This is a genomic window from Nocardioides mesophilus, from assembly GCF_014395785.1.
Taxonomy (GTDB): Bacteria; Actinomycetota; Actinomycetes; order Propionibacteriales; family Nocardioidaceae; genus Nocardioides_B; species Nocardioides_B mesophilus.
In genome coordinates this window covers 1,451,039-1,476,992 of record NZ_CP060713.1, presented here as the reverse complement: position 1 = coordinate 1,476,992, position 25,954 = coordinate 1,451,039, and the positions used below count along the sequence as shown (strand labels likewise).

Here is a 25,954-nt window from a genome sequence, read left to right as displayed (position 1 = left end):
TGGGACACATGATCGCAACCTGAACGGGTCAGCGTCGCGGCAACCGGACAACGAAGCGGCCGCCGCCCTCCCGGGGCCGGGCGAAGACGTCGCCGCCGGCGGCGCGGGCGATCCGCCGCGCCAGCGGGAGCCCGAGCCCGGCGCCGGCGCTGGCCGTGCTGCGGACCCCGGGGTCGAAGACCTGCTCGGGGTCCTGACCGTCCAGCCCGGCGCCGTCGTCGTCCACGACCAGGTCGACGTGCGCGGCGGTGACCTCGGCGGTGACCCGGATGGTGGTACGTCGGTGCCGGCGGGCGTTGTCCAGCACGGGGGCCAGCGCCCGGACGGCCAGCGCGCAGGGGAGCGCCACCTCGGCCCGGAGGTCGGCCGGGGTGGTGACGGTCTCGAGGTCCTCCGCGTCGAAGGAGCCGAGCAGCAGCCCGACCGAGCAGCTCTCCGCGAAGCCGTCCGCGCCGGAGCGGGCCAGGTCGACCAGCGTGGTCACGGTGGCCGACATCCGTCGCGCGGAGGCGCCGATCTCCGCGAGCGCCTCCCGGCTGACCGGGTCGAGGCCCGGGTGCAGCAGCGCCACGTCCGCGGAGCCGATGATCGACGTCAGCGGCGTGCGCAGCTCGTGGGCGACCTCGGCGGTGAGCCGCTGCTCGGCGCGCAGCGCGCCGGCGACCCGGTCCAGCAGGTGGTCCAGGGTGGCGCCGAGGGCGGAGATCTCGTTGGCCGGCGGCCCGAGGTCGAACCGGCGGCCGAGGTCGTGCGCGCTCCAGTCGTCCGCGGTGGCCGCCATCGTCGCGACCGGTGCCAGCGTCCGCCGTACCGTCCACGCGGTCAGCGCCGCGACCCCGGCCGTCGTGATCACCGCGAGCACGATGCCGGCGAGGATCGCGTAGTGCTCGCCGCGCTCGTAGGGCGCCAACGGCTCGGCCGCGACCACGACCCCGTGGAACCGTCCGGCCTCGATCGGCACGGCCAGCAGCCGGGTGGTCTCCTCCACCTCCGTGGTCCGCGGCACGCGCGTGGTCGCCAGGCCCTCGACGGCCGCGGCCACCCCGGTCGGCAGGGCCCCGCCGACCAGGGTGCCGCGCTCGTCGAAGACCGCGACGTCGCCGCCGAGGCGGCGCAGCGCACCCGGCCGCTGCGCGGAGGAGAGCACCAGGGTGCGGGTCGAGGTCACCCGGTTCTGGAGCACCTGGTCGATGTTGTCGTCGATGACCCGGCCGATCACGAGCTGCACCGCGGTGAGCAGCAGCAGCATCGCGGCCGCGGTCACCGCCCCGGAGGCCAGCACCACCTGCCGCCGCAGGCTGGTCCGCCCACGCCACGCCCCGGTGGGGGAGGCCGTTCCCTCCGGCTCCTGCGGTGCGCGCGGGGTGGCCGGTTCGGTCGACGCGACGGCTGACGGCGGGGCGTCGTCCGCGCTCATCGCAGCACGAAGCCGACGCCGCGGACGGTGTGCACGGTGACCGGGGAGCCGACCTCCTCGAGCTTGCGGCGGACCCGGCTGAGATAGGTGTCCACGGTGTTCTCGCTGACCATGGCGCCGTCGGGCCAGGCCGCGGCGACGACGGCGCGGCGCCGTACGACCTCACCGGGGCGGGCCGCGATCGCGGCCAGGATGCGGTACTCCGTCGGGGTGAGCAGCACCTCGGCGTCCGGCATCCGGAGGGCGTGCCGGTCCGGGTCGAGCCGCAGGCCCTGCGCCGGCGGCTCCACGGCGGCGGACCGGCGCGCCAGAGCGGCGAGCCGGACCAGCACCTCGCGGATGTCGAACGGCTTCGTGACGTAGTCGTCGCCGCCGGCGTGGAAGCCCGAGAGCCGGTCGTGCATCGCGTCGTAGGCGGTCAGGAACAGCACCGGCGCCCGCTGCCCGGCCGCCCGCAGCGCCGCGCAGACGTCGCGTCCGTCCGCGTCCGGGAGGCCGATGTCGAGGACGATCACCTCGAGCCCGGGATCGTCGGTGAAGAGCCGCATCGCCTCGGCGCCGTCATGGGCGGCGACCACGTCGTGCCCGGCGTAGCGCAGGCCCTCGGTGAGGACCCGACGGATCGACGCGTCGTCCTCGCAGACGCCGATCCGCAGCGAACGGCTCTCGTTCACCCGGCTCAGTCGCCGTCGCCGTCACCGGTGGACGCCGAGGAGCTGCCCACCCGGCTCGACCAGGCGGCGCGGGCACCCGAGTCGCCGACCCGGACCACCTGCACGGTCATCGCCAGCGCCGCGATCACCGCGACCACCCCGACGCCGCGCAGCACGTTGAGGCTGGGCCGCTTGTCCGGCCGGCGGTCGAACCAGACCATCGCGGCCACGAGCAGCAGCACCGGGATCGTGAACCAGATCAGGGAGTCGCCGAGCTCCGCGTGCTCGCCGGGCGAACCGACCCGCTCCTCCAGCGCCTCGCCGCTGCTGGTGGCGACCGGCAGCAGCACGGTCGCCAGCGCCAGCGCCGCGAGCACCAGCGGACCGTAGGTGTGCCGCCAGCGCGGCCGCACCGCGAGCGCGATCGCCCCGAGCGCGCCGAGCGGCAGCAGCACGACGACCGCGTGCACCACCAGGGTGTGGACCGGCAGACCGTTGATCAGGTCGAACATCAGGGTTCTCCTCGGTTCGGGGCGTCCGGCCTCGCAGCCGAACGTCCAGAGTCTCCCCGGCGCAACCTGGGGACAACCTGAACACGCCGGGTTGCCCGGTATCGTCGAGGCAGAACGACCGCCCCGGACCCCAGCGCGAGGAACTCCCGTCCTTCATGGACTGCCACAGACCCTGCTTCCCCTCTGCACGTCGGACCGGGCCGGGCCGGCCGCTCCGCCGCCGCCGTCAGCGCCCGCCGGGCTCTTCGGGCTTGCAGCGCTCGCCTCTCTTGCTGGACTCGCAATGCCGGAGCGCTGAGAGATGACCGAGGTCGTGTACCTGCTGGTCTCGCTGGCGCTGGTCGTCGCCTGCGGCGTCTTCGTCGCCGCCGAGTTCGCGTTCGTCACCGTCGACCGCGCCGCGGTCGACCGGGCCGCCGAGGCCGGCGAGCGGGGTGCTGCCGGGCTCCAGGCCGCGCTGCGCTCGCTGTCCACCCAGCTCTCCGGTGCGCAGGTCGGGATCACCGTGACCAACCTGGCGATCGGGTTCCTCGCCGAGCCGGCGGTCGCCGGCCTGCTCCGGCAGCCGCTGCAGGCGGTCGGGCTGCCCGCCTCGAGCATCCGCCCGGTCTCGGTCGGCATCGGGCTGGCGGTGGCCACCGTCGTCACGATGCTCCTCGGCGAGCTGGTGCCGAAGAACATCGCGATCTCCCGGCCGCTCGGCACCGCCCGGGCCACCCAGGTGGTGATGCGGGCCTTCACCGCGGCGATGCGGTGGCCGATCCGGGTGCTGAACGGCTCCGCCAACCTGCTCGTACGCCGGCTCGGGATCGAGCCGCAGGAGGAGCTCCGCTCGGCCCGGACCAGCGACGAGCTCGCCTCCCTGATCCGTCGCTCCGCCTCGCAGGGCACCCTCGACCGGAGCACCGCCGAGCTGATGGAGCGGTCGGTCTCCTTCGGCGACCGGATGGCCGGCGAGATCATGACCCCGCGGGTGCGCATGCACCGCGTCGACGTCTCCGACCCGGTCGCCGCGGTCATCGAGGCCGCCCGCCGTACCGGCCACTCACGGTTCCCGGTCGTGCACGGCACCGACGACGACGTGGTCGGCGCGGTGCACGTGAAGAACGCCGTCGCGGTGCCGCCCGAGCGCCGGCACGCCACCCGGGTCCGGGAGGTGATGGTGGAGGCCACCGTCGTCCCGGAGAGCCTCCGCCTCGACCCGCTGCTGGAGCTGCTGCGCGAGGAGGGCTTCCAGATGGCGCTGGTCGTCGACGAGTACGGCGGCACGGCCGGTGTGGTCACCCTCGAGGACGTGGTCGAGGAGATCGTCGGCGACATCGCCGACGAGCACGACCGGCCCGGCGCCCGGACCCGCCCGCGGCGTGACGGCTCCAGCTCGGTCTCCGGGCTGCTCCGGCCGGACGAGGTGGCCTCCGCCACCGGGGTGCGGCTGCCCGAGCACGAGGACTACGACACCGTGGCGGGCCTGGTCATGCAGCACCTCGGTCGGATGCCGGCGGTCGGCGACACCGTGGTGGTGCCGCTGCCGGTCGCCACCGACGAGGCCGGCGACCCGCAGCCGGCGCGCGAGGCGGTGCTGAGCGTCGAGCGGCTCGACGGGCTGCGCATCGACCGGGTCGACGTACGCACCCGGCCCGTGGCCGACCCGTCGTCCGACCCGTCGGGTCGGTCAGGCCCGTCGGACCGGTCTGCACCGGCGTCCGACCCGGCGGACCGGTCTGCCTCGTCGTCTGCGCCTGTGGCCGACCCGTCGTCCGATGCGTCGGAGGACCAGCCCGCCGCGGCCCCGCCCTCTGCGGACTCGCCCGCCGCGGATCGGCCCGGCACCGACCCGGACCGGGGGGCCCGCTGATGAGCCCGCTGGTCGCCGTACTCCTCGCCGTGGCACTGCTCGCCGCCAACGCGTTCTTCGTCGGCGCGGAGTTCGCGCTCGTCTCGGCCCGGCGCAGCCAGATCGAGCCGCGCGCGGCCGCCGGCTCCCGCGCCGCGCGCACCACGATCCGGGCGATGGAGAACGTCTCGCTCGTGATGGCCGGCGCCCAGCTCGGGATCACGATGTCCTCGCTCGGGCTCGGCGCCATCGGCGAGCCCGCCGTCGCGCACCTGGTGGAGCCGCTGTTCGCCGCCGCCGGGGTGTCCGAGCGGTTCCTGCACCCGGCCGCCTTCGTGATCGCCCTGCTCGTGGTGGTCTACCTGCACGTGGTGCTCGGCGAGATGGTGCCGAAGAACATCGCGCTCGCCGGGCCGGACCGGGCGGCGCTGGTGCTCGGGCCGCCGATGATGCTGGTCGTCCTGGTGCTCAAGCCGGTGGTGGTGCTGCTCAACGCCGTCGCCAACGGGCTGCTCCGGCTGGTCCGGGTCGAGCCGCGATCGGAGGTCTCCTCGACGTTCACCCGCGAGGAGGTCGCCGCGATGGTCGACGAGTCGCGGGGCGAGGGGCTGCTCGAGGAGGACGAGTACGACCGGTTGGCCGGCGCCCTCGGCTTCACCGAGCGGACGGTGCTCGACGTGCTGCTGCCGGCCGACCGGCTGGTCAGCGTGCCGCGCGGTGCAACCGGCGCCGACGTCGAGCGCGTCTGCGCCGAGACCGGGTTCTCCCGGTTCCCGGTCGCCGGGCCGGACGGCGAGCTAGTCGGGTACCTGCACGTGAAGGACGTGCTGGAGATCGATCCCGAGCGGCGCCTGCGGCCGGTGGACGAGAAGTGGGTGCGGCCCTTCGCCACGCTGCGCCCCAAGGACGTGCTGCACGCGGCGCTGACCACGCTGCGCTCCCGCGGCGCCCACCTCGGCCGCGTCGTCGACGACTCCGGCACCGTGCTCGGCCTGGTCACCCTCGAGGACGTCCTGGAGGAGCTGGTCGGCGAGATCCGCGACGCCGCCCACCCCGGCGCCTGAGCGGCGGCGGCCCTGCGCGTTCTGCGCACCGCCGTACCGCCCGCACCGGGGGCGCACCGTGACCGCTGATTGCTGTTTTGCGGGCCGTCGGGCGCAACGAGCGCGCACGGCGACCGCTCGTTGCTGAGGCCCGTCCGCCGCGTGCAACGAGCGCGCACCGTGACTACTCGTTGCTGAGGCCCGTCCGCCGCGTGCAACGAGCGCGCAAGGCGCCCGCCCGCGCTCCCGTGCTCCGTACCGTCGGGCGCAACGAGGGCGCACCGTGACCGCTCGATGCTGATTACAGGGCCGCCGGGCGCAACGAGCGCTCACGGTGACCGCTGGTGGCTGAAACCCGCTGTCGGCGCGCTGCTCGCCGTGCGCAACAGGCCTGTGGATGACGCCAGACGTCGGATCGCGATCCCCGGCATGCTCGGGGAGATGAGCGCGCACCCGCCTTGGACCAACCCCTTCGACGAGCGTCGCCCGTTCCTCTTCGCGGCGGGGGTCCGGGCCGGTATCCCACCCTCGACGTTGCGCGGCCGCCGCTTCCGCCGGCTGATGCTCGGGGTCTACCTGCGCGCCGACGTGGCGCCGGACCCTGTGCACATGGTGGTCGCCGCGCTGCTGGTGCACCCGCCGCGGGCCTATGCCAGCCACGCCAGCGCCGCCCGGGTGTACGGCGTGCCGCTGCCGGCGGGCTTGGCCCAGGAGCACGTGAGCGTGTGCCGGGCCGCCGACCGCCGACGCCGAGAGGACATCCGCAACCACGTCGTGGCGGCCAGCACGCCGGTGGTGCGCTTCCGCGGGCTGCCCGTGTCGGCTCCGGCGCAGGTCTTCGTCGAGCTCTCCGGACTGCTCACCCTGGTCGACCTCGTCGCGGTCGGTGACGACCTGGTGCGCAGGAAGTTGCTGACGACTGAGCAGCTGGTGGACTACTGCCGCCTTCATGGCGACGCCGCTGCCCGGACGGCAGCCGGCTACGTCCGTCGCGGGGTCGACTCCCCGATGGAGACCCGGCTGCGCATGCTGCTGGTCCTGTCGGGACTCCCGGAGCCGAAGGTCAACGTGAAGCTGTTCTTCGAGGACGGTCGGCTGCGGTACCGCTTCGACCTCGCCTGGCCGGAGCTCAAGATCGCCGTCGAGTACGACGGCCGGCAGCACCGCGACGACCTCGACCAGTGGGACCACGACGTCACGCGCGACGAGTGGATGGACGATGCGAACTGGCTCCGCGTCCCCGTGTTCTCCCGCGGCATCTACCGCCGCCCCGACGTGACGATCGAGCGGGTGGTCAAGGCGCTCCGGGAGCGGGGGTTCCGCGTGGCGCCGGGGGACCTGTCGGAAGCCTGGCGGCCGCATTTCCCCGTCATCTACTGAGCGCCGACCAGGGCTGCACCCCGACAGCGCAGTCTGCAACGAGCGCGCGCGGTGACCGCTGGTTGCTGTCTTCGGGCGGGGAATCAGCAACGAGCGCGCACGGTGACCGCTCGTTGCGCAGCGGGGGCTCCGGCGCGGTGCGCACCCCGACAGCGCCCGTGGAGTTTGCAGCGAGCGCGCACGGTGACTGCTGGTTGCTGTTTTCGAGCGGGAAAACAGCAACGAGCGCGCACGGTGACCGCTGGTCGCGCAGCGGGGGCTCCGGCGCGGTGCGCACCCCGACAGCGCCCGTGGAGTTTGCAGCGAGCGCGCACGGTGACCGCTGGTTGCTGTTTTCGGGCGGGGAATCAGCAACGAGCGCGCACGGTGACCGCTGGTTGCGCAGCGGGGCACCCAGCCAGCGCCCGTGCAGTGTGCAGCGAGCGCGCACGGTGACCGCTCGTTGCGGCGGCACCGGCCCGTACCGGCCGGCCGCACCGGCCCGCACCGGCGGCACCGGCCCGCACCGGCAGCACCGAGCGCACCACCGCCTCCGGCTACCGACCGCCAACCCCGGCGCTCGGTAGCCTGCACCCATGCCGAGCCGCCGTCCCCCGAGACCCGCATGAGCCGCCGCTTCGAGGAGCTCGACCACCAGGAGACCCCGATGGGGCCGGTGACGCTGCGCCGCCGCTTCGACGCGGTGCTCGAGGCCGACGTCTTCGAGGTGAAGCTCGGCGAGGAGTTCCTGATGTCGAGCGCCTTCACCGTCGCCGAGGAGGAGCTGGCCCGGCTGGTCCTCGCCCGGCTCGCGGAGCCACCCGAGCGGGGCTGGCAGGTGCTGGTCGGCGGCCTCGGCCTCGGCTACACCGCGCAGGCCGCCCTCGAGGACGAGCGGGTGGGTGCGGTGACCGTGCTCGACGCGGTGGAGCAGGTGATCGACTGGCACCGGCGCGAGCTGCTGCCGGCGTCCGCGGGCCTGGTCGCGGACCCCCGGCTGGCCCTCGTCCACGCCGACTTCTTCGCCGCGGTGGCGGGCCGGCAGACCACCGACGCGGTGGGCGCGCCCGCGCTGTCGGGCGCCGGGTACGACGCCGTACTCCTCGACATCGACCACACCCCGCACCACCTGCTCAACGAGAGCCACCGGGACTTCTACACCGTCGAGGGGCTGAGTGCGATGGAAGCCCACCTGCTGCCCGGCGGCGTGCTCGGGATCTGGTCCGACGACCCGCCGGACGAGGCGTTCCTCGACCTGCTCCGCCAGGTGTACGTCGACGTGGCCGGCGAGGTCGTGGCCTTCGCGAACAGGTACACCGGCGGGGAGTCGACGAACACCGTCTACCTCGCCCGGAGGCGCTGAGCCCGGATGCGCTGAGCCCGGATGCGCTCAGCCCGCGGCGCCGAGCCCCCGGCACCAGCACGGCAGAGCCCCCGCCCGCCGGCACGAAGCCGAACGGGCGGGGGCCGCGTGTGCGTCCCCCTGCCGCGGATGCCCCCGGTATCGCCGCGACAGCACGATGGTGCTGTGCCCCGAACGGCGCGCCGGCATGCTTGAGGTCGCGCCGGACGCCGGCACCGGCCGGCCCTTCGTCCGCTTCGGGGGGTCTGACCTGGCGCGCGGTCTGGACCGGCGCCGCCCGCGAGCCGCGGTGAGCGGACTCAGGAGAGCGCGGCGAGGTCCTCCGCGTCCAGCTCGAGGTCGACCGCCGCCACCGAGTCGCTGATGCTCTCCGGTCGGCTCGCGCCGGGGATCGGCACGACCGCCTCCGACAGCGACAGCTCCCAGGCCAGGCAGACCTGCTGCGGGCTGACGCCGTGCTTGCGCGCCACCTCGTCGAAGGCCTCCCACTTGCTGCCCAGCGCCGCGGCGTCGGACATCCCGCCGAGCGGGCTCCAGGCCAGGAAGGCCAGGCCGAGCTCGGCACACAGGTCGATCTCCGGCTGCGAGCTGCGGAACGCCGGCGAGAACTGGTTCTGCACGGCGACCAGGCCGTCGCCGAGGATGCCGTGCGCGAGTCGGATCTGCCCGGGGTCGGCGTTGGAGATCCCGGCGGCCTCGATCAGCCCCTCCTCGAGCAGCGCCGCGAGGCCACCGATCGTGTCCTCGTAGGGCAACTCGGGGTCCGGCCGGTGGTGCTGGAACAGCCCGATCCGGTCGACCCCGAGCCGCTTCATCGAGGCCAGACAGGCCTCGCGCAGGTACTCCGGCCGGCCGTCGAGCTCCCACTCGGTGCCGCGGCGGGTGTGGCCGCCCTTGGTAGCGACCAGGACGTCGTCGGGGCCGACGCCGTACGCCGCCAGCGCCTTCGCGATCAGCTCCTCGTTGTGGCCGAACGTGGCCTCGTCGGGGGAGTAGGCGTCGGCGGTGTCGATGAGCGTGACGCCGAGGTCGAGCGCGCGGCGTACCGTCGCCAGCGCCCGCTCCTCGTCGTTGTGCTCCCGCACCGACATCGGCATCGCGCCGAGCCCGATCGCGCTGACGTGCCGGTCGCCGATTCGTCTGGTTCGCATGGGTCCACCATAGGAAGCGGCTCGCGAGGCGGTCCCGGGAGCCCCGCTCGGGCACCTGACACACTGGGCGACATGAGCGTGGTCACTACAACTATCGAGGTCCCCACCCCCGACGGCGCGGCGGACGCCCTGCTGGCCGCTCCCACCGACGGCGGCCCGCATCCCGGGGTGCTGCTCTACATGGACGCCTTCGGGCTGCGCCCCCGGATCGAGGAGATGGCGGCCCGGCTGGCCGGCGAGGGGTACGTCGTCCTGGCGCCGAACGTCTTCTACCGCAGCGGCCGGGCGCCGGTGGTCGAGCTCGGCGACCTGACGAGCCCCGAGGGCCGGCACGCGATGTTCGAGCAGCTCGGGCCGCTGATGGCGGCACTGACCCCGGACCTGGCGATGCGCGACGCCCGGGCCTACCTCGCGGCGCTTGAGGCTGACGAGCGGGTCAGCGACGGGCCGGTCGGCACCGTCGGCTACTGCATGGGAGGCGCGCTGGCGCTGCGCACCGCGGCGGAGGCACCGGACCGGGTGGCGGCCGCGGCCAGCTTCCACGGCGGCCGGCTGGCGACGGACGCCCCGGACAGCCCGCACCGCTCGTTCGGCCGGATCGCCGGCGAGGTGTACGTCGGGCACGCCGACCACGACGGCTCCATGCCGCCCGAGCAGCAGCAGCTGGTCGCCAAGACGCTCGCCGACGCCGGGGTCGACCACCGCGCCGAGCTCTACGAGGGCGCCCAGCACGGGTTCACGATGGCCGACACCGCGGCCTACGACCCCGCCGCCACCGAGCGGCACTGGGAGCGGCTCAGCGACCTGTTCCGGCGTTGCCTCGCCGGCTGAGCCCAGCGCTCACGGCTCGAGCTCGGCGACCACCGAGTCGACGACCGCGACGAGGTCGCCGCCGGTGTCGGCGGCCACCTGCCGCTGCCGCTGGTAGGAGGCGCCGAGCTTGGTGATGTCCACGACCCCCGCCAGCTCCTGCGCGCAGCCGAGCTCGTCGGCCAGCGGAGCGAGTCGGTCCAGCAGCTCGTCGAGGTCCTCGGTGACCGGACGCTCGCGGTTGCGGGAGTCGAGGATGATCTCGGCGTCCAGCCCGTAGCGCGCGGCGCGCCACTTGTTCTCCTGCACGTGCCACGGCGGCAGCGTCGGCAGCTCCTCGCCTGCCTCCAGGCGCCGGTCCAGGTCGACGACCAGGCACTGGGTGAGGGCGGTGAGGGCGCCGAGCTCACGCAGGTTCGAGACCCCGTCGCAGATGCGGACCTCGACGGTGCCGAGCGCGGGGGAGGGGCGCACGTCCCAACGGAGGTCGTTGAGGTGCTCGATGACGCCGGTGGTGAACTGGTCGTCGACGAAGTGCTCGTACTCCTCCCAGGTCTGGAACTGGAAGGGCAGCCCCGCGGTCGGCAGCTGCTGGAACATCATCGCCCGGTTGCTGGCGTAGCCGGTGTCCGTGCCGCTCCACATCGGCGAGGACGCGCTGAGCGCCTGCAGGTGCGGGAAGTAGTTGAGCAGGCTGCTCACGATCGGCAGCACGTGCTCGCGACGGCGGATGCCGACGTGGATGTGCAGTCCCCAGATCAGCATCTGCCGACCCCACCACTGGGTCCGCGAGATCAGCTCCTCGTAGCGCTCGCCGGGGGTGAGCAGCTGCTGGGACCACTCGGCGAACGGGTGGGTGCCGGCGGAGTAGAGGTCGGCGCCGAGCTCGCTCGCGGTCCGGCGTACGACGCGCGTGGTCCCGGCAAGGTCGGCCACCGCCTCGGGGACCGTCTCGCAGATGCCGGTGACGATCTCGACGGTGTTGCGCAGCAGCTCCTTGTGCAGCTTCGACTCGTCGATCAGCGAGCCGGCGGAGGCATGCACCGCGTCGAACACCTCGGAGGCGCAGTTGGACAGGTCGCGGGTGACCTGGTCGACCAGTGCGAACTCCCACTCGACGCCGACGGTGGGCTGCGGGGAGCTGCGGAACTCGACGGGCACCCCTCCATGACACCACTGCGGTCGCGTCGCGGGAAAGTCGGCGTTCACGAGCGCAGACCCGGAGACGCCCGTTCTTTGGTCGCTCCCAGTATTGCGGTTTCGCAATCGCCCGAACGGGCACCAGTCTCCAGGGGCACGAGCCGAGGAGAGCGATGAGCGAGCAGGCGACAGCAGCGGAGCAGGATTCCGGGGGCACCAGGAGCAAGACCACGGGCCGGAAGGAGGAGAGCGGCGGCGGCGAGACCACCACCACCGTCATCATCGCCTTCTTCGCCAACCTGGCGATCGCGATCGGCAAGACGGTCGTCGCGCTGATGTCGGGGTCGGCGTCCATGCTCGCCGAGGCGGCGCACTCCTGGGCCGACACCGGCAACCAGATCCTGCTGTTCATCGCCGACAAGCGGTCCCGGCGCGACCCGGACCCGGCCCATCCGCTCGGCTACGGCCGCGAGGCCTACGTCTGGTCGTTGATGGCGGCCTTCGGGCTGTTCACCGCCGGCGCGGTGGTCTCGATCTGGCACGGCATCTCGACGCTGGGCGCCTCCTCGGAGGAGGAGGCCTCCTACACCTGGGCGTACGTCGTGCTGGCGATCGCCTTCGTCTTCGAGGGCGCGTCGTTCACGCAGGCCTACCGGCAGACCCGCAAGGAGGCCAAGAACCTCGACCGGGACGTGCTGGACCACGCGCTGCGGACCTCCGACCCGACGCTGCGCGCCGTCTTCGCCGAGGACTCCGCGGCCCTGGTCGGCCTGGTGATCGCGGGTCTCGGTGTCTTCCTGCACCAGCTGACCGGCAACGCGGTGTACGACGCGATCGGCTCGATCCTGGTCGGCATCCTCCTCGGGGTGGTGGCCGTGGTGCTGATCAACCAGAACCGCCGCTTCATCACCGGCCAGGAGAGCGACCCGGAGCTGCGCCGGCTGACCATCGCGCGGCTCAAGGAGCTGCCCGGCGTGCAGCGGGTGGCCTACCTGCGGATGGAGTTCGTCGGCCCACGCAAGACGCTCCTGATCGCCAGCGTCGACCTCGACGGGGAGCAGCTGGAGTCCCAGGTGGCCTACCGGCTGCGCGAGCTGGAGGCCGAGCTGGAGACCGAGTCCTTCGTGCGGGAGGCCGTGCTCACCCTGGCCACCCCGGACGAGCCCGGCCTCTGAGCCACGCGCCTCTGTCACAGTGGGAGGCATGACTGAGGTAGAGGTCGTGACCGCCCGCGAGGTGCCGCTGGGGGGTCCGCGCGCGATGACCGTGCGGCGCACGCTGCCGCAGCGGCGGCGCTCCCTGATCGGGGCCTGGTGCTTCGTGGACCACTACGGTCCCGACGATGTCGCCGGCACCGGCGGCATGGACGTGCCGCCGCACCCGCACACCGGCCTGCAGACGGTGAGCTGGCTGTTCGAGGGCGAGATCGAGCACCGCGACAGCCTCGGCGTGCACGCGGTGGTGCGCCCGGGCGAGGTCAACCTGATGACCGGTGGGCACGGGGTCGCCCACTCGGAGGTCTCCCCGCCCGGCACCGAGGTGCTGCACGGCGTGCAGCTGTGGGTCGCGCTCCCCGACGCGGCCCGGCACGTGCCCCGCGACTTCGCCCACCACGCCCCCGAGCCGGTTGAGCTCGACGGCGCGGTGGCCCGGGTGTTCGTCGGCTCCTTCGCCGGGACCGCCTCCCCGGTCCCGACGTACTCACCGCTGCTCGGCGTCGAGCTGGTGCTGGCTCCCGGGGCGGAGGTGCCGCTGGAGCTCGACCCGTCCTTCGAGCACGGCGTGCTGGTCGACCTGGGGCCGGTCACCCTGGCCGGCACCCAGCTGAAGAGAGCGGAGCTGGGCTACCTCGCCCCCGGCACCGATCGCGCCGGGCTGGTCAACGACACCGACGAGCCGGCCCGGGTGCTGCTGCTGGGCGGCACGCCGTTCGGCGAGGAGATCGTGATGTGGTGGAACTTCGTCGGCCGCACCCACGAGGACATCGTGGCGGCGCGGGAGGCGTGGGAGCAGGGCTCGGACCGTTTCGGCGAGGTCCGCGGGTACGCCGGGCACACCCAGCGCCTGCCGGCGCCCCCGCTGCCGAACGCCCGGCTGCGGCCGCGGGTGGAGCCTCCGGCTGCGGGCGACCGCAGCGCCTGGGGCTGACCGCCGGCCGGTGCGGCCTCAGCGCCAGCGGCTCAGGGCCGGCAGCTCCCCGGAGGAGGACGTCAGCCCGGAGCCGTCGCCGCGGCCGATCGCCCACCACGCCAGGTCGCAGGCACGCCCCTCGACGGTCGGGCCGTCCCCCGCTTCGCCGTACTGCCACAGGCCGGCGCCGTCGGTGGCGCGGAGGAGCATGGACGGTCCCGCGGCGCGGTCCGGCACCACCAGCGAGAGCAGCACGTCGCAGAACCCCGCCGGCCAGTGCTCGGGGGTGTAGCCGATCCCGAGGTCTGCGTGGTGCACCTGCAGCTCGACGAGCCGGTGCGTGGGGATCTCCCGGGCCGGGAAGCTCGCGTCACCGGGCCGGCGCGCGACCGGGTTGTCCTCGTGGCGCACGTCGAGCTCGTTGATCGCCTGGAGGAAGCGGCCGGCCGAGGCGGAGGCGTCGACGCGCAGGTCGTGCGCGGACCGGCCGGCGCCGGCCTCGATGTCGGCGTCGCGCTGCTCCGCGGAGTCGTACATGAACTGCACCTCGCCGGTCTCCGCCCAGTGCAGCAGCCGGCACAGCCCGTCGGCGTTGCGAGCCAGGTGGGTGATGACGTGCCCGCGGGTCCAGCCGGGCAGCAGCGACGGTGCGCGTACGTCGTCGTCGGTGAGGTCGCTGAGGGCGCCGAGGTAGCGCGTCGACGCGGTCACCATCTCCACCAGGTTCGGCAGCGCGATCGACTGCCGGCTCGACTGCTCGATGTCCACGGGGGCCTCCTCGGGGCGGGTCACGGCCAGCGTAGGCACCGGCGGCCACCCGCGCGAGGGCACTCCGGCCCCCGGAGCTGACTTTGGGAAAATGGGGCGTCGTCCGCCGGCGTTCCGCAGTAGCCTCCCCTTGACTGATCGGCGCGGGGGAGGCGACGACGGTCCGAACGGCACCCCGGCGGGGTCGCGACCCTGCCGAGCGGGGCCCGGACCGCGGGGTCCGAAGGGGGTGGCGCGTGGAGGGAGCGAGCGCCGCGCGGCTGTGGCTCGTGAACCGTGTCGATCGCCGGCTCCGGGACGGGTTGCGCGACCTCCTCGACGTGCTGGTCGAGGAGCTCGCCGTCGTGACGGCTGACGCGGTGGCGCTCCGGGGGCTCTCCGCGGACGGCCGTCGGCTAGTGCCGTTGGCGGCCCACCATCCCGACGTCGAGGTGCAGGCCGCGCTGCTGGCCGCGATGGAGGAGACGACGGAGGTCGGCAGCAGCGGGATCTGGCAGCGGGTGATGGCGGAGCGCACGCCGCAGCGGTGGGAGCTGGCCGCCGGGGACCCGCCACCGGAGACCCCCGCGACGCGGCTGGGCTTCCTGGCGCAGTACCCGATCCGGGCGGTGCTGGCCGCGCCGATGATCGCTCGCGGGCAGCTGCTCGGTGGGGTCATCGTGATCCGGTTGGTCAACGACCGGCCGTTCAGTGAGGACGACGAGGCGCTGGTGTGTGCGTTCGCCGACCGCGCAGCGCTCGGCGTGGACTGCCTGCGGACGCTCGGCGGTTTCGAGGCGGAGTCCTGAGCCGGCGGCAGGTCAGCGCGACGCCGGCTGCGCCTGCGCCTCCTGCTGCGCGAGGCGACCGCGACGGGCGCCGTACGTGAAGTAGAGGACGAGCCCGAGCGCCATCCACACCGCGAAGCGGATCCAAGTCTCGATCGAGAGGTTGCCCATCAGCGCCACGCACAGCACTGCCGACAGGATCGGCAGCACCGGGGAGAACGGGGTGCGGAACGGACGCGGCAGCTCAGGACGGGTACGGCGCAGCACCGGCACCGCGAGGGAGACGATCGTGAACGCGAAGAGCGTGCCGATGCTGACCATCTCCGCGAGCGCCGTCAGCGGCACGAAGGCCGCCAGCACCGCGACCAGCGCGACCGTGAAGAGCGTGATCAGGCTGGGGGTGCCGTGCTTGGGGTGGACCTTGGCCAGCCCCTTCGGCAGCAGCCCGTCGCGGGCCATCGCGAAGCCGATCCGGCCCATCGCGACGAGGTCGACCAGGATCACCGAGGTCAGCCCGGCGAGAGCGGCGATGCCCACCAAGGTGGCCGCCCAGCCGAGGCCGACGTCCTCGAACGCCGAGGAGATCGGCGCGCCCTCGTTGATGTCGGTGTAGTTCACCATCCCGGTGAGCACCGCGGAGACACCGACGTAGAGGAAGGTGCAGATCAGCAACGTGCCGAGCAGCCCGAGCGGCAGGTCGCGCTTGGGGTTGCGGGTCTCCTCGCCGAGGTTCGCGACCGCCTCGAAGCCGGTGTAGGAGAAGAACACGATGGCGGCCGCGGAGAGCACGCCGGCCATCCCGTAGACCGACGGCTCGACCCCGACCAGCGCCTGCCACAGCGGCTGGGTGAGCCCGCTGGTGGACTCCCGCGGCGCCTCCGCGCCCGGGATGAACGGGGCCCAGTTGCTCGCCTTGACGAAGAACGCGCCGGCCACGATCACGAACAGGCAGACCAGCACCTTGACCACCACCAGGACGTTCGTCACCCACTTGGACTCCCGGATGCCGACATAGGCCACCACCCCGAGCACCAGGGTGATGCCGAGCGCGCCGAGGTTCACCGTCGCGCTCTCGCCGAACAGGCTCGCCGGAAGCGAGTCGACGAGCTCGGCCAGGTAGCCGGACCAGCCGCGGGCCACGACGGCGGCACCCAGTGCGAACTCCAGGATCAGGTCCCAGCCGATGATCCACGCGAAGATCTCGCCGATGGTCGCGTAGGCGTAGGTGTAGGCCGAACCGGCCGTCGGCACCGCCGAGGAGAGCTCGGCGTAGCAGAGCGCCGCGAGCAGGCTCACGAAGCCGGCCAGGGCGAAGGAGATCACCACGCCCGGCCCGGCGGAGTCCTTGGCCGCCACGCCGGTGAGGGTGAAGATGCCGGTGCCGATCACGATCCCGATGCCGAAGCCCATCAGGTCGAAGGGCCCCAGCCGGCGACGCAGCCGGGTCGTCGAGGTGGCTTCGTCGGCGGCGGGCTCGGCGGTGTGGGCGAGGATGTCCTCGACCGACTTGGTGCGGGTCAGGTTCACCCGCGGGGTGTACCCCGCCCGTCGGCGACCTAACGTGGCGACGCTCACGTCGGTCGGTCGCGGGTCGGTGGGCGGCAGGGGCCGGGGCTCTGGATCGCGAATCGGGCCTCGTCCCGGCGGCGTGCGTGGGACGCTGGATCCTGTCCGGACCGGAGACCGGACGGTCGGTCCGCTCGGCGGGAGGGGGCGAGGGATGCTCTCGTCATCGGCCGGCCGCGGGCGCGGCAACGGCAGCCGTGGCGGCGCGGAGCCGGTCGAGATCGGGCCGGTGCGGCGGGCCTTCGAGGATCCGCGCCGGGAGTGGCGCCGGCTGTTCGCGGAGGTGCTCGGCACCTTCTTCCTGGTGCTGGTCGCCGCTGGCGGAGTGGTGGTCGGCGAGCTCAGCGACGGTCAGGTGTCGCGGAGCGCCGCCGTCACCGCGCCCGGCCTGATGGTGATGGCGATCATCTTGTTCATGGGGGCGGTCAGCGGCGCGCACCTGAATCCGGCGGTCACCCTGGGCTTCGCGCTGCGCGGCGACTTCCCGTGGCGTCGCGTGCCCGGCTACCTCCTCGCGGAGGTGGTGGGGGCGACGCTCGCGGTGGTGTTCCTGCGGGCGGTCCTCGGCGAGGTGGGCGAACTCGGCGCGACCGAGCCGGGCGCCGGGGTCGGGGACCTGCAGGCGATGCTGATCGAGCTGGTCCTCACCCTCGGTCTGTTCAGCGTGATCATGGGCACCGCCTCGCGGTCGCAGAACGTCGGCCCGCTCTCCGCCCTCGGCGTCGGCGGCTACATCGCCCTGGCCGGGCTGTGGGCGAGCCCGGTCAGCGGCGCCTCCATGAACCCCGCCCGCAGCCTCGGCCCGAACCTGGTGACCGGCGACTTCTCGCACCTGTGGGTGTACGTCGTCGGACCGGTGCTCGGTGCCGCCGTCGCTGTGGCCTTCGCGCTGGTGCTCCGGGGCCCCGCGGACCTGGGCGGCGCGGTAGCGGCGCAGGGGACCCTTGACCGGCCGGTGCTTCCCGGTGACGACGAGGACCGGCGGGGCGCGGTCTGAGCCTTCCTGCAGCAGCCGGCCGCACGACGTCGCCGGCGCCCGACCGCACCGGCCCGGTCACGGGGGGCTGTCGGGTCAGAGGGTCACAGGGTCAGCTTGCTCGTGCCGGTGCTGCCATCGTCATAGGTCACCTCGACCTCGACGGGGTTATCCGCCGAGGCGTCCTCCAGCTCGTCTCCGGGCAGCCAGAGCGCGAAGCGTCCGTGGGACACCGTCGCGACGACGTCGCCGTGGATCTGGCTGTGGTAGGTCACCCCGGCGACGGCGGAGCCGGCGCTGCCGACGGCCATCGACAGGTCGCCGGCGTCCATGCTGCCGGTGCCCAGGTCCGTCGCGACCAGCTCTCGTGGCCCGGGCGCTGCGTAGCCGGTGGGTGTGCCGATCGAGCCGATCGCGTCCCTGGCGAACAGGTGGGCGGAGTCGTCGGAGATGCACAGGGCGGAGAACCCGTCGCTGCCGGCGAGGACCACGGTGGTCCACACGCCGCGTCGTTCCGCGACGGCGACCTCGGCGCCCCTCAGCTCGTCGGCGTACGTGCCCTCACCCGCGTCCTCCTGTGTCCGGCGACAGCCGTCGACGGCGTCAGCACGTTGCGTCGCCGTCATGCCGTGCGGGGCTTGGGTCCAGCTGGCGAAGGCCTGGTCTCCGCCGGTGAGTGCCGGGAGCGCCACGATGCCTCCGGCCACTGTGGCGAGCACCCCACCGGCCAGTGCGAACCTGCGGGCGCCGTGGGCCGCGCGTCCGGGACCACGGCGCCCTCCGGCAGCGGACCGGCGATGCCGGTCCGCTGGCGCAGGCAGGGCAGGCCGGGTGGTGGCGAGGATGCGCTGCAGGTCGGCGCGGGCCCGGGGGCCGGCGGGGTCGACGTCGGGGTCGGCTACGTCGAGGGTCGTCAAGGCGGTGTCGATGTCGTGGATGCGGGTCATGACCGGAGGGACCTCTCTGGGGCGTCGGCGCACAGGCCGACCGCTTGCGGTTGGTGGTGGAGGTGGAGTCGGAGCGCTCGACGTGCCCGGCTCACGCGCAGCCGGAAGGCAACGGGCGAGATGCCCAGCACGGCGGCTGCCTGCGGGGCCCGCAGTCCCTCGAAGACAGCGAGGGTGAGCGCCTCCTGGTGAACGGCGGAGAGAAGGAGCCATGCTCGGGTCAGGTCCACACGGCTCACCACCCCCTCCGCCTCGGGGTCGGCCAGCGAACCGGTCGCGGTGTCGGCGAGGCGCACCCTCAGCGCGCGACCTCGCCGCTCACCGCGTTGCTCGTTGAGCAGGATGTTCCGGGTGATCCCGAAGATCCACGCCCGGGCGTCCTCGGGGGCTTCCGGCACCTCGTCGAGCCGCCGCCACACGACCATGAGCGCGTCTGCGACCACGTCCTCCGCACAGGGCGCGTGGGTGCGACGTTGGACGAAACGTACGAGGTCGCCGTAGACCGCCTCGTACAGCGTCGTGAAGGTGTGCTCCGGATCAGGAGCCCGCGAAGGATCACTCATGTCCCCCACCTGTCCGCCACCCGGGCAAGTGTGTCGCAATCGGTCGCGTGACCTCGTGAACGAGCGGTGATCCGTGCCGGGTGTCTGCAGGGGCGGGAAGGCTGTCGAGCTTGGCGTTGCCGAACGCCGTCTGCTGCGGGGAGGCGGTTTCGCCCGCGTCGAGGTCGGGTACTCCACCTCTGATGACGACTGCGCGGACGAGGACGTGAGCGCCGGAACGCCGAGCGACGAGGCGGTCGTCGCGGCCCTGACGACCGCGCTGGCGCCGTACCCGTGGCGAGGCTTCACTCCGGAGCTGCTGGCGCGGTTCGGCCTTGCCGCCCGCGACAGGGTCGAGCTGGCAGCCGCGCTTTCCGGGGTGCACGGGGCGGCGGTGGGCCCGTGGGACCGGCTGGAGCCGGCTGGGCGCGACGACGCACGGGTGCCACGGGTCGTGGGGTTCCTCGCCGACCTTCGTTGGACCGAGCTGAGCCTGCCGGGGATGTGCCGTCACCTCGTCGGTGTCGTCGGCGTCGAGCTGAGGTAGGCGCGCACGGGTCGCCGCGCACCTGAGGGCGCACGGCGACCTGGCCAGGGGGTTCTACTGGCGCGCCATGGCGATGCGTACCTCGCTCTCGCTGTCGGTGATGAGGTCACCGGAGACGTCGATGACGACCTCGCGCAGCGTCCCGGTGAACCGGAACGGTGAGCCGTAGTCCGGGGTCACCGGGGAGCCCGGGTTGTGCCCGCAGCTGAGCGCACCCGGGTTGATCGCGAAGGGGATGGTGACCGGGGCCTGCTCCTCGGCGACCAGGTTGCCGTCGACGTAGAGCTGCATCCGCCCGGGAGTGCCCCGGCCGTTCGGCAGGTCCGGCTCGCCGGTCGGTTCGAACTCGAAGCGCAGCTCGTGGGCGCCGGGTGGAAGGGGCTCCGGTGTGGTGACGCGGTGCAGGCTGCGGCCCAGGTAGTTGTGGACGTAGTGCAGCCTGCCGTTCTTGAGGAAGAGCGAGTACCCGCCGGCCGCCGTACCTTGGCAGAGCAGCACCCCCTCGGCCCCTCCGTCCGGCAGCTCCACGGTCGCGGTGATGCTGTGCGGTCGGTTGAGACGCGGGCGCCGGCGAAGAACGGGATCGACTGCGTGTTCGGCCGGTAGGCGTAGCGCTCCCGCGGCACGGACACCAGTGGCTTCTCGGCGGCCATGCGGGCCAGGCCGCTGCCGTCGACGGGCATGACGCCGTACTTGCCTGCCTCGACGTACCAGGTGCCGATCAGCGCGATGAGCTTGTCGCGATGCTGCTCGGCGACGTTGTGGTTCTCGGCGAAGTCCTCGGCCACGTGGTAGAGCTCCCAGCCCTGGGAGTCCAGCTCGGTCAGCTTCTCCGCCGAGATGGGCTCTCCGAAGCCCATGCCGGCCTCGGTGAACGAGGGCCCGGGCCACGGGCAGACGGCACGCCACCCGTCGTGGTAGATCGCGCGGTGACCCAGCATCTCGAAGTACTGGGTGTGGTGCGTGCTGGCCGCCTCGGCGTCGTCGAGGGTGTGCGCGAGGCTCACCCCCTGGAGCGGCGACTGCGTGACGCCCCTGATGGTGGCGGGCGGCTCGATCCCGAGCAGGTCGAGGACGGTCGGGACCATGTCGATGATGTGGGCGTACTGCGTCCGTACCTGGCCCTTGGCCTTGATGCCCTGCGGCCACGAGACGATGAAGGGGTCGGAGGCACCGCCGCGGTAGGTCTCCCGCTTCCAACGCCGGAACGGGGTGTTGCCGGCCCAGGTCCAACCCCACGGGTAGTGGTTGAAGTGGTTGGGGCCGCCGATCTCGTCGATGACCTTGAGGCTGTCCTCGAGCGACTCCTGCGCGTTGTTGAAGAACTGGGCCTCGTTGGTCGTGCCGGTGGGCCCTCCCTCGGCGCTGGCGCCGTTGTCGGAGACCACCATCACGATCGTGTTGTCCAGCTGCCCCTGCTCGCGGAGGAAGTCGAGCAGCCGGCCCACGTGGTGGTCGGTGTGGCTGAGGAAGCCGGCGAAGACCTCCATCATGCGGCTGAACAGCCGGCGCGCCGGCTCGGGTTGGGCGTCCCAGTCCGGCACGTCCGGGTCCTGCCGGGACAGCTCGGCGTCGGCCGGGACGATCCCCAGCTCCTTCTGCTTGGCGAAGACCTTCGTGCGGTAGGCGTCCCAGCCGTCGTCGAACTTGCCGGCGTACCTGTCCGCCCACTCCTTCGGGACGTGGTGGGGCGCGTGCGTGGCCCCGAAGCAGAGGTGGAGGAAGAACGGCTTGTCGGGATCGACCTGCTTGGCGTCGGCGATGAACTCGATCGACTTGTCGACCAGGTCCTCGGTGAGGTGGTAGCCCTCCTCAGGAGTCGCCGGTGGGGTGACCTGGTGGTTGTCGTAGACCAGGTCGGGATACCACTGGCTGGTGTCACCGCCGAGGAAGCCGTAGAACCGCTCGAAGCCGCGGGCCAGCGGCCAGCGGTCGTAGGGCCCGGCGGCGGTCTCCTGGTTGCTGGGCGTCAGGTGCCACTTGCCGACCATGAAGGTGCTGTAGCCATGACCGAGCAGCATCTCCGAGAGGAAGCCGTTCTCGAACGGGACGACGCCGTTGTAGCCGGGGTAGCCGGAGGCGAGCTCGGTGATGGCCGCCATCCCGTTGCTGTGGTGGTTGCGCCCGGTGAGGATGCACGAGCGGCTCGGCGAGCACAGTGCCGTGGTGTGCATGTTGTTGTAGCGCAGCCCGTCCGAGGCGAGCGCATCGAAGTTCGGTGTCTCTATCGGGCTGCCGTAGCAGCCGAGCTGCCCGAAGCCGGTGTCGTCGAGGACGATCATCAGCACGTTCGGTGTGCCCGGGGTGGCACGCTTCGGCCTCGGCCAGGCCGGCGTCGACTCGTCGACGGTCCTGCCGATGGTTCCGGGGAAGGCCGATCCCGGGTCGTACTCGCTCAGCGCCATGGCGAAGCCGCTCTCCTCACGAAGACCTTGCGACCCAGGACAGGGCACCCGGGCGGCGTGCCGCATCCCCCGGTGCGGATGACCCGGAGGCCCGCGAGGCGCCGGTGCCTCGGGATGCCGACCGCACCGCGTGCGCAGCGCTGCTGCGGTCTCGGGCGGGCGACGCGTGCACGGACATGCAGACAGCGGCGCGCCACCACCGACTCAGGCGGCGCTCTCGCCCGGCTCGTCCGCCTTCGCATGTCCGTCTACGAGCGCCGTCACCCCTCGACCGGAGCGACACAGCCACAGGGTGGGCCCCGTGGTGTGTTCCATCAGGACATCGGCGACACATCTCTCAAGACATCGGCGACACCTGTCTCGTGGCGATGCTCAGCCATGTCGAAGGCGCGCCTGGTCCTGACCGCCCTGTTCGTTGACCACCAGAGACCGGCGGAGGTCGCCACCCGATACGGCGTGAGCCGGGCCTGGGTCTACAAGCTCAAGGCCCGCTACGAGGCCGAAGGCGAGGCCGCGTTCGAGCCCCGGTCCCGCCGACCGAAGACCAACCCCACCGCACTACCCCGAGCGACCGTCGACCTGATCATCGAGCTGCGCGAGAAGCTGTCCGCCGCCGGCCTGGACGCCGGACCGGACACCATCGCCTGGCACCTGGCCCAGCACCACCAGGTGACCGTGTCTCTGGCCACGATCAGCCGCTACCTCACCCGCGCCGGGCTGGTGGTCCCCGAGCCGAAGAAGCGTCCCAAGGCCTCCTACATCCGGTTCCAGGCAGCCATGCCGAACGAGACCTGGCAATCGGACTTCACCCACTACCGACTCACCCCCGCCACCGGCCAACCCGGCCGCGATGTCGAGATCATCAGCTGGCTCGACGACTGCTCCCGCTACGCCCTGCACATCAGCGCCCACCCCCGCATCACCGGGCCGATCGTCCTGGCCACCTTCCGCAACACCCTGACCGCACACGGGATCCCCGCCTCCACCCTCACCGACAACGGCATGGTCTACACCACCCGCTTCGCCGGCGGCCGCGGCGGACGCAACTCACTCGAAGCCGAGCTCCGAGGGCTCCACATCGCCCAGAAGAACTCCCGCCCCAACCACCCCACCACCTGCGGCAAAGTCGAGCGGTTCCAACAGACCATGAAGAAATGGCTCCGCGGCCAGCCCGCCCAACCCGCCACCATCGCCGAGCTCCAGAGGCTCCTGGACCAGTTCAGCGACGAGTACAACCACCGCCGACCCCACCGCTCCCTGCCGCAGCGAGCCACCCCCGCCACGATCTACAACTCACTCCCCAAAGCGCTACCCGGTCCCAGCCGCGACACCGACACCCACGACCGGATCCGCCACGACCGCATCGACGACTCCGGCTGCGTCACCCTGCGCGTCAACGGCACGCTCCACCACATCGGCATCGGCCGAACCCAAGCCCGAACCCACGTGATCCTGCTCGTCCAAGACCTCCACGTCCGGATCGTCAACGCCGTCACCGGCGAACTCCTCCGCGAGCTCACCATCGACCCCACCAAGAACTACCAAGCCACCGGAGCACCCAAAGGACCCACCCGAAAATGACGAAACCCGGACCCACGAATCGTGGGTCCGGGTGTCGCCGATCTCTTGAGAGATCACAGGGTGGGCCCCGTGGGGATCGAACCCACAACCCGCGGATTAAAAGTCCGCTGCTCTGCCAATTGAGCTAGAGGCCCGGAACATGGGGACTCATCCGAAAGATCCTCAAGGACTTCCCCGTGTCGGGCTGAAGTATCGCAGGTCAAACAGGTGCCGACCCCTCCGGTCCCGGACCCCCTGGCGCAGCGCCTGGGCAGCGACGTCGGGAGAAGCCCGGAAGGCCGTCGTACAGCCGTCAGATGGCCTTGACGCGGCTGTAGACGTACATGTCCTTGTACTGGTCGCCGACGAGTTCCCAGCCACGCAGAAGCCCTTCGCGGTCGTAGCCGCAGGCCTCCGCGGCTCTCCAGGAACCGGCGTTCCACGGTTCGACGAAGAGCTGAACGCGGTGGATGTCCTCCAACGCGTCCGCTCAGGCCGTCAGGGTGGCCAGAGCGTCGCGCGCAAAACCGCGGCGTCGGAAGTGAGGAGCGACCCAGTAGCCGATCGTGGCCCTGCCCTGGTCGGCATCGCGTAGCCACAGCCCGATCTGTCCCACCCCCTCGCCGGTCGAGCCGTCGGCTATGGCGAAGGAGTAGCCAGCCCCCTCAGCGAGGCGCCGTTGCTGCCGCTCGATGTACGCAGCCACCTCCTCGGGGCCACCCCCGCGAGGCACGGTCGTGATGAGCGGGATCAGCGTGTCGGACGCCACCGATGCGACCAAGCTCTGATCTGCTGGCTCGAAAGGGCGCAGAACGACCGAGCGTCCCTGCAGGCGTGGCATCGAAGTCGGCAGCACGCTGGCCATCGTCCCAGGACCGCCGCGAGGCGCCACCAAGTCACCCCCGGAGGCCTCACCGCGATGACGCGATCAACCGCCGGGCTCTTCCTCGTAGTCGTCCTCCTCGCTGGTTGCGGCGGGGAGGAGGACGATAGCGAGGGGCCCCTCGATACCGTCGGGGAAGGACCGGGCCACGGGAACACGGTGTGCGTGCCGGTTCACGACGATGGGTTTGCCTCGATAGCGTGGGAGACGATCCAGAACACTTCCGAGGCCGACGTCACCGTGGTCGGCGTCGCCGTTGACAGCGATCGGGTCAAGGTTGAGGGCTGGTTTCTCGCAGACGTCGACTGGGCCGACGCCGGCGTCACCGGCGGCCGGCTGCCCGACACCCAGGAAGCAGAGCTGTCGTCAACCCTCGCACCAGGTCAGGAAGCGCTGGTCGCTATGACTCTCCACGGCGACAAGCTTGTCGAGCCAGTCGACCTCGACGTCGCCGTCCAGTACGAGTCCCCAGTCGGGAAGGGTGCCGTAGAGCTGGACGCGGGTGTACGTGTGATGCCCGCCGGTGAGCTTTGCGACTACGTGCCCTCGTAGCTCGGTGCTCAGCGCCGACGGACGTGCGGAATGCGGCACAGAGAACAGCGCGGCGACAAGCTACAGTGGAGGCGATGACCGGGCGCGCTTGGCGTGCAGATCCAGGAACGTGCCGGTAGGCAGCGCCCACACCGTGACGGTAATCTGGGCCTTGCGTTTGAGGGCGGTGCCGTGATGGCGCTCGTGATCGCTGGTCGGACACCAGTTGCTCTCGCCTTGCTGCTCATCCTCGCTGGTTGTACGGCGCCACCGACCCCGCAGTCCGACCGCGACAACGCTGCGACAGCATCTCCGAGCCGCACCGAGACGATGGAGGAGAAGTCCGCCCAGCACGCCGTCGAGGGGCGCCAGTGGAGCGCCGGGGAAGGCCGGCAGGGCGGCGCCGCGGGATCGACCGAGTTGCCGCCGCCCCCGACGGCCCGCCGGACAGCTCGGGCCCAGCAACGACGGCACCAAGCCGCCTGCAACAAGATGCGTGACCAGGTTGACGTCACCTACCGGCTGCTCCGAGAGCCAGGTCCCGCCGGCCAGCGCATCTGGCTCGAACTGACCATCGTGAATCGCTCCGACCATGCGCTCTGGGGCGAGACCGCAGGCGAGGTCATCCTCACGCACCCGGTGCACTCCCGGATGCCGTCCTCCATCGAGTGGGGCGGCTCCTCGGCCGACACCGCCGGTGCGCGTCCGCGGTCCTCGTCGACAAGCCCGATCTACACGATCGTCGGCACCAAGGTCGACGTGCACACCGACTCCCGGGTGAGGCTCATCGGCGTGTACACCTACCTCGCCGCCGGCCACCTCGAGTGTGCGCTGCCCGCACGGATGCTCGCCCCCGCCGGACTGGTCCTTCATCACCCTCGCGGTCGCTGGTCTCTCGATGCCGCCACTGGCGACCGGCTACGGGTGCGGGGGCTCACGCGGATGCTCGACGCCCGGTAGCTGTTACCGCAGCCCGCGCGGCGTGCCCACCCTGATGCATCCGCCGGGCACCGGAACCATGCGGAAGCTCAGGTCGTCGTCGTAGGGCCA

Annotated in this window: 26 protein-coding genes and 1 tRNA gene; 13 read left to right on the top strand and 14 right to left on the bottom strand. The window is 72.3% G+C overall.

The features are described 5' to 3' along the window. Positions 1-28 precede the first annotated feature (28 nt). The 3 genes from H9L09_RS07055 to H9L09_RS07045 are packed head-to-tail and all read right to left on the bottom strand — an operon-like array spanning position 29 to position 2,582. Positions 29-1,417, bottom strand: coding sequence for a sensor histidine kinase (locus H9L09_RS07055; protein ID WP_187579963.1), 1,389 nt, complete (start codon positions 1,415-1,417; stop codon positions 29-31). Then, complete coding sequence (locus tag H9L09_RS07050; protein WP_246456330.1) at positions 1,414-2,091, bottom strand: response regulator transcription factor; 678 nt, start codon at positions 2,089-2,091, stop codon at positions 1,414-1,416. The genes H9L09_RS07055 and H9L09_RS07050 overlap by 4 nt, the downstream gene beginning before the upstream one ends. A 5-nt stretch (positions 2,092-2,096) precedes the next feature. After that, entirely contained in the window at positions 2,097-2,582 is a 486-nt protein-coding gene (locus tag H9L09_RS07045; protein WP_187579962.1) for a DUF2231 domain-containing protein, read from the bottom strand. Positions 2,583-2,883: 301 nt separating this feature from the next. Between H9L09_RS07045 and H9L09_RS07040 the strand changes: the two genes are divergently transcribed. The 4 genes from H9L09_RS07040 to H9L09_RS07025 all read left to right on the top strand — a co-directional run bounded on the left by H9L09_RS07040 (position 2,884) and on the right by H9L09_RS07025 (position 8,181). After that, complete coding sequence (locus H9L09_RS07040) at positions 2,884-4,437, top strand: hemolysin family protein (protein WP_187579961.1); 1,554 nt, start codon at positions 2,884-2,886, stop codon at positions 4,435-4,437. After that, complete coding sequence (locus H9L09_RS07035; RefSeq protein ID WP_187579960.1) at positions 4,437-5,480, top strand: hemolysin family protein; 1,044 nt, start codon at positions 4,437-4,439, stop codon at positions 5,478-5,480. Before H9L09_RS07040 ends, H9L09_RS07035 begins: the two co-directional genes overlap by 1 nt. Before the next feature lie 420 nt (positions 5,481-5,900). Then, the gene (locus H9L09_RS07030) at positions 5,901-6,839 is read left to right on the top strand and encodes an endonuclease domain-containing protein (RefSeq protein WP_187579959.1); all 939 of its coding nucleotides are present in this window, start codon (positions 5,901-5,903) and stop codon (positions 6,837-6,839) included. Between the two features lie 604 nt (positions 6,840-7,443). After that, the gene (locus tag H9L09_RS07025) at positions 7,444-8,181 is read left to right on the top strand and encodes a polyamine aminopropyltransferase (RefSeq protein WP_187579958.1); all 738 of its coding nucleotides are present in this window, start codon (positions 7,444-7,446) and stop codon (positions 8,179-8,181) included. Between the two features lie 299 nt (positions 8,182-8,480). Here H9L09_RS07025 and H9L09_RS07020 read toward each other — a convergent pair whose 3' ends face one another. Then, complete coding sequence (locus tag H9L09_RS07020; RefSeq protein WP_187579957.1) at positions 8,481-9,332, bottom strand: aldo/keto reductase; 852 nt, start codon at positions 9,330-9,332, stop codon at positions 8,481-8,483. A gap of 72 nt (positions 9,333-9,404) precedes the next feature. Between H9L09_RS07020 and H9L09_RS07015 the strand changes: the two genes are divergently transcribed. After that, entirely contained in the window at positions 9,405-10,163 is a 759-nt protein-coding gene (locus H9L09_RS07015; RefSeq protein WP_187579956.1) for a dienelactone hydrolase family protein, read from the top strand. A 9-nt stretch (positions 10,164-10,172) separates the two neighbouring features. Here H9L09_RS07015 and H9L09_RS07010 read toward each other — a convergent pair whose 3' ends face one another. Further along, positions 10,173-11,303: a glutamate--cysteine ligase gene (locus tag H9L09_RS07010; RefSeq protein WP_187579955.1), complete on the bottom strand. Its 1,131-nt coding sequence runs from the start codon at positions 11,301-11,303 to the stop codon at positions 10,173-10,175. Positions 11,304-11,455: 152 nt separating this feature from the next. Here H9L09_RS07010 and H9L09_RS07005 point away from each other — a divergent pair, with 152 nt between their 5' ends. Together H9L09_RS07005 and H9L09_RS07000 are read left to right on the top strand one after the other, a co-directional pair. Continuing rightward, positions 11,456-12,457, top strand: a complete 1,002-nt coding sequence (locus tag H9L09_RS07005) for a cation diffusion facilitator family transporter (protein WP_187579954.1) — start codon at positions 11,456-11,458, stop codon at positions 12,455-12,457. Positions 12,458-12,485: 28 nt separating this feature from the next. Next, on the top strand, positions 12,486-13,430 hold the full coding sequence (locus H9L09_RS07000; RefSeq protein WP_187579953.1) for a pirin family protein: 945 nt from the start codon (positions 12,486-12,488) through the stop codon (positions 13,428-13,430). An 18-nt stretch (positions 13,431-13,448) separates the two neighbouring features. On the opposite strand, the gene H9L09_RS06995 is transcribed toward H9L09_RS07000, so the two are convergent. After that, complete coding sequence (locus H9L09_RS06995; protein WP_187579952.1) at positions 13,449-14,180, bottom strand: maleylpyruvate isomerase family mycothiol-dependent enzyme; 732 nt, start codon at positions 14,178-14,180, stop codon at positions 13,449-13,451. A 236-nt stretch (positions 14,181-14,416) separates the two neighbouring features. Here H9L09_RS06995 and H9L09_RS06990 point away from each other — a divergent pair, with 236 nt between their 5' ends. Beyond that, entirely contained in the window at positions 14,417-14,968 is a 552-nt protein-coding gene (locus tag H9L09_RS06990; protein ID WP_187579951.1) for a GAF domain-containing protein, read from the top strand. Positions 14,969-14,980: 12 nt separating this feature from the next. On the opposite strand, the gene H9L09_RS06985 is transcribed toward H9L09_RS06990, so the two are convergent. Then, positions 14,981-16,474: an amino acid permease gene (locus H9L09_RS06985; protein WP_187579950.1), complete on the bottom strand. Its 1,494-nt coding sequence runs from the start codon at positions 16,472-16,474 to the stop codon at positions 14,981-14,983. Positions 16,475-16,667: 193 nt separating this feature from the next. On the opposite strand from H9L09_RS06985, the gene H9L09_RS06980 reads away from it, so the two are divergent. Beyond that, on the top strand, positions 16,668-17,510 hold the full coding sequence (locus tag H9L09_RS06980) for an MIP/aquaporin family protein (RefSeq protein WP_187579949.1): 843 nt from the start codon (positions 16,668-16,670) through the stop codon (positions 17,508-17,510). A gap of 83 nt (positions 17,511-17,593) precedes the next feature. Here the strand turns inward: H9L09_RS06980 and H9L09_RS06975 are convergent, their stop codons facing one another. Both H9L09_RS06975 and H9L09_RS06970 read right to left on the bottom strand, forming a co-directional pair. Beyond that, positions 17,594-18,436 carry a hypothetical protein gene (locus H9L09_RS06975; protein WP_187579948.1) on the bottom strand — a complete coding sequence of 281 codons (843 nt, stop codon included), beginning with the start codon at positions 18,434-18,436 and terminating at the stop codon, positions 17,594-17,596. Beyond that, positions 18,433-18,999, bottom strand: a complete 567-nt coding sequence (locus tag H9L09_RS06970; protein WP_187579947.1) for an RNA polymerase sigma factor — start codon at positions 18,997-18,999, stop codon at positions 18,433-18,435. The genes H9L09_RS06975 and H9L09_RS06970 overlap by 4 nt, the downstream gene beginning before the upstream one ends. 205 nt (positions 19,000-19,204) lie before the next feature. Between H9L09_RS06970 and H9L09_RS06965 the strand changes: the two genes are divergently transcribed. Then, positions 19,205-19,525, top strand: a complete 321-nt coding sequence (locus H9L09_RS06965; protein ID WP_187579946.1) for a hypothetical protein — start codon at positions 19,205-19,207, stop codon at positions 19,523-19,525. Between the two features lie 54 nt (positions 19,526-19,579). Here the strand turns inward: H9L09_RS06965 and H9L09_RS22420 are convergent, their stop codons facing one another. Both H9L09_RS22420 and H9L09_RS06960 read right to left on the bottom strand, forming a co-directional pair. Continuing rightward, positions 19,580-19,705, bottom strand: a complete 126-nt coding sequence (locus H9L09_RS22420) for a hypothetical protein (RefSeq protein WP_281390837.1) — start codon at positions 19,703-19,705, stop codon at positions 19,580-19,582. After that, complete coding sequence (locus H9L09_RS06960) at positions 19,702-21,930, bottom strand: arylsulfatase (protein WP_223164242.1); 2,229 nt, start codon at positions 21,928-21,930, stop codon at positions 19,702-19,704. The genes H9L09_RS22420 and H9L09_RS06960 overlap by 4 nt, the downstream gene beginning before the upstream one ends. Before the next feature lie 378 nt (positions 21,931-22,308). On the opposite strand from H9L09_RS06960, the gene H9L09_RS06955 reads away from it, so the two are divergent. Next, the gene (locus H9L09_RS06955) at positions 22,309-23,511 is read left to right on the top strand and encodes an IS481 family transposase (RefSeq protein WP_187578499.1); all 1,203 of its coding nucleotides are present in this window, start codon (positions 22,309-22,311) and stop codon (positions 23,509-23,511) included. Positions 23,512-23,572: 61 nt separating this feature from the next. Here H9L09_RS06955 and H9L09_RS06950 read toward each other — a convergent pair. From H9L09_RS06950 to H9L09_RS21570, 3 genes are all read right to left on the bottom strand, one after another. Continuing rightward, positions 23,573-23,645: transfer RNA gene (locus tag H9L09_RS06950), tRNA-Lys, on the bottom strand. A gap of 158 nt (positions 23,646-23,803) precedes the next feature. Then, positions 23,804-23,971, bottom strand: a complete 168-nt coding sequence (locus H9L09_RS21575; RefSeq protein WP_223164241.1) for a GNAT family N-acetyltransferase — start codon at positions 23,969-23,971, stop codon at positions 23,804-23,806. A 9-nt stretch (positions 23,972-23,980) separates the two neighbouring features. Next, positions 23,981-24,355 (bottom strand): GNAT family N-acetyltransferase, encoded by a 375-nt coding sequence (locus tag H9L09_RS21570; protein ID WP_223164240.1) that lies wholly within the window; start codon positions 24,353-24,355, stop codon positions 23,981-23,983. 54 nt (positions 24,356-24,409) lie between these two features. On the opposite strand from H9L09_RS21570, the gene H9L09_RS06940 reads away from it, so the two are divergent. Next, entirely contained in the window at positions 24,410-24,925 is a 516-nt protein-coding gene (locus tag H9L09_RS06940) for a hypothetical protein (protein ID WP_187579945.1), read from the top strand. A 171-nt stretch (positions 24,926-25,096) separates the two neighbouring features. Next, positions 25,097-25,864: a hypothetical protein gene (locus H9L09_RS06935; protein WP_187579944.1), complete on the top strand. Its 768-nt coding sequence runs from the start codon at positions 25,097-25,099 to the stop codon at positions 25,862-25,864. The last annotated feature ends 90 nt before the right edge of the window (positions 25,865-25,954 follow it).

What these genes read in the sequence shown, in the direction of transcription:
- H9L09_RS07055 (WP_187579963.1), bottom strand. Translation starts at nt 1,417, where the DNA reads ATGAGCGCGGACGACGCCCCGCCGTCAGCCGTCGCGTCGACCGAACCG.
- H9L09_RS07045 (WP_187579962.1), bottom strand. Translation starts at nt 2,582, where the DNA reads ATGTTCGACCTGATCAACGGTCTGCCGGTCCACACCCTGGTGGTGCAC.
- H9L09_RS07040 (WP_187579961.1), top strand. Translation starts at nt 2,884, where the DNA reads ATGACCGAGGTCGTGTACCTGCTGGTCTCGCTGGCGCTGGTCGTCGCC.
- H9L09_RS07035 (WP_187579960.1), top strand. Translation starts at nt 4,437, where the DNA reads ATGAGCCCGCTGGTCGCCGTACTCCTCGCCGTGGCACTGCTCGCCGCC.
- H9L09_RS07030 (WP_187579959.1), top strand. Translation starts at nt 5,901, where the DNA reads ATGAGCGCGCACCCGCCTTGGACCAACCCCTTCGACGAGCGTCGCCCG.
- H9L09_RS07025 (WP_187579958.1), top strand. Translation starts at nt 7,444, where the DNA reads ATGAGCCGCCGCTTCGAGGAGCTCGACCACCAGGAGACCCCGATGGGG.
- H9L09_RS07020 (WP_187579957.1), bottom strand. Translation starts at nt 9,332, where the DNA reads ATGCGAACCAGACGAATCGGCGACCGGCACGTCAGCGCGATCGGGCTC.
- H9L09_RS07015 (WP_187579956.1), top strand. Translation starts at nt 9,405, where the DNA reads ATGAGCGTGGTCACTACAACTATCGAGGTCCCCACCCCCGACGGCGCG.
- H9L09_RS07005 (WP_187579954.1), top strand. Translation starts at nt 11,456, where the DNA reads ATGAGCGAGCAGGCGACAGCAGCGGAGCAGGATTCCGGGGGCACCAGG.
- H9L09_RS07000 (WP_187579953.1), top strand. Translation starts at nt 12,486, where the DNA reads ATGACTGAGGTAGAGGTCGTGACCGCCCGCGAGGTGCCGCTGGGGGGT.
- H9L09_RS06980 (WP_187579949.1), top strand. Translation starts at nt 16,668, where the DNA reads ATGCTCTCGTCATCGGCCGGCCGCGGGCGCGGCAACGGCAGCCGTGGC.
- H9L09_RS06975 (WP_187579948.1), bottom strand. Translation starts at nt 18,436, where the DNA reads ATGACCCGCATCCACGACATCGACACCGCCTTGACGACCCTCGACGTA.
- H9L09_RS06970 (WP_187579947.1), bottom strand. Translation starts at nt 18,999, where the DNA reads ATGAGTGATCCTTCGCGGGCTCCTGATCCGGAGCACACCTTCACGACG.
- H9L09_RS06960 (WP_223164242.1), bottom strand. Translation starts at nt 21,930, where the DNA reads ATGGCGCTGAGCGAGTACGACCCGGGATCGGCCTTCCCCGGAACCATC.
- H9L09_RS06955 (WP_187578499.1), top strand. Translation starts at nt 22,309, where the DNA reads ATGTCGAAGGCGCGCCTGGTCCTGACCGCCCTGTTCGTTGACCACCAG.
- H9L09_RS21570 (WP_223164240.1), bottom strand. Translation starts at nt 24,355, where the DNA reads ATGGCCAGCGTGCTGCCGACTTCGATGCCACGCCTGCAGGGACGCTCG.
- H9L09_RS06940 (WP_187579945.1), top strand. Translation starts at nt 24,410, where the DNA reads ATGACGCGATCAACCGCCGGGCTCTTCCTCGTAGTCGTCCTCCTCGCT.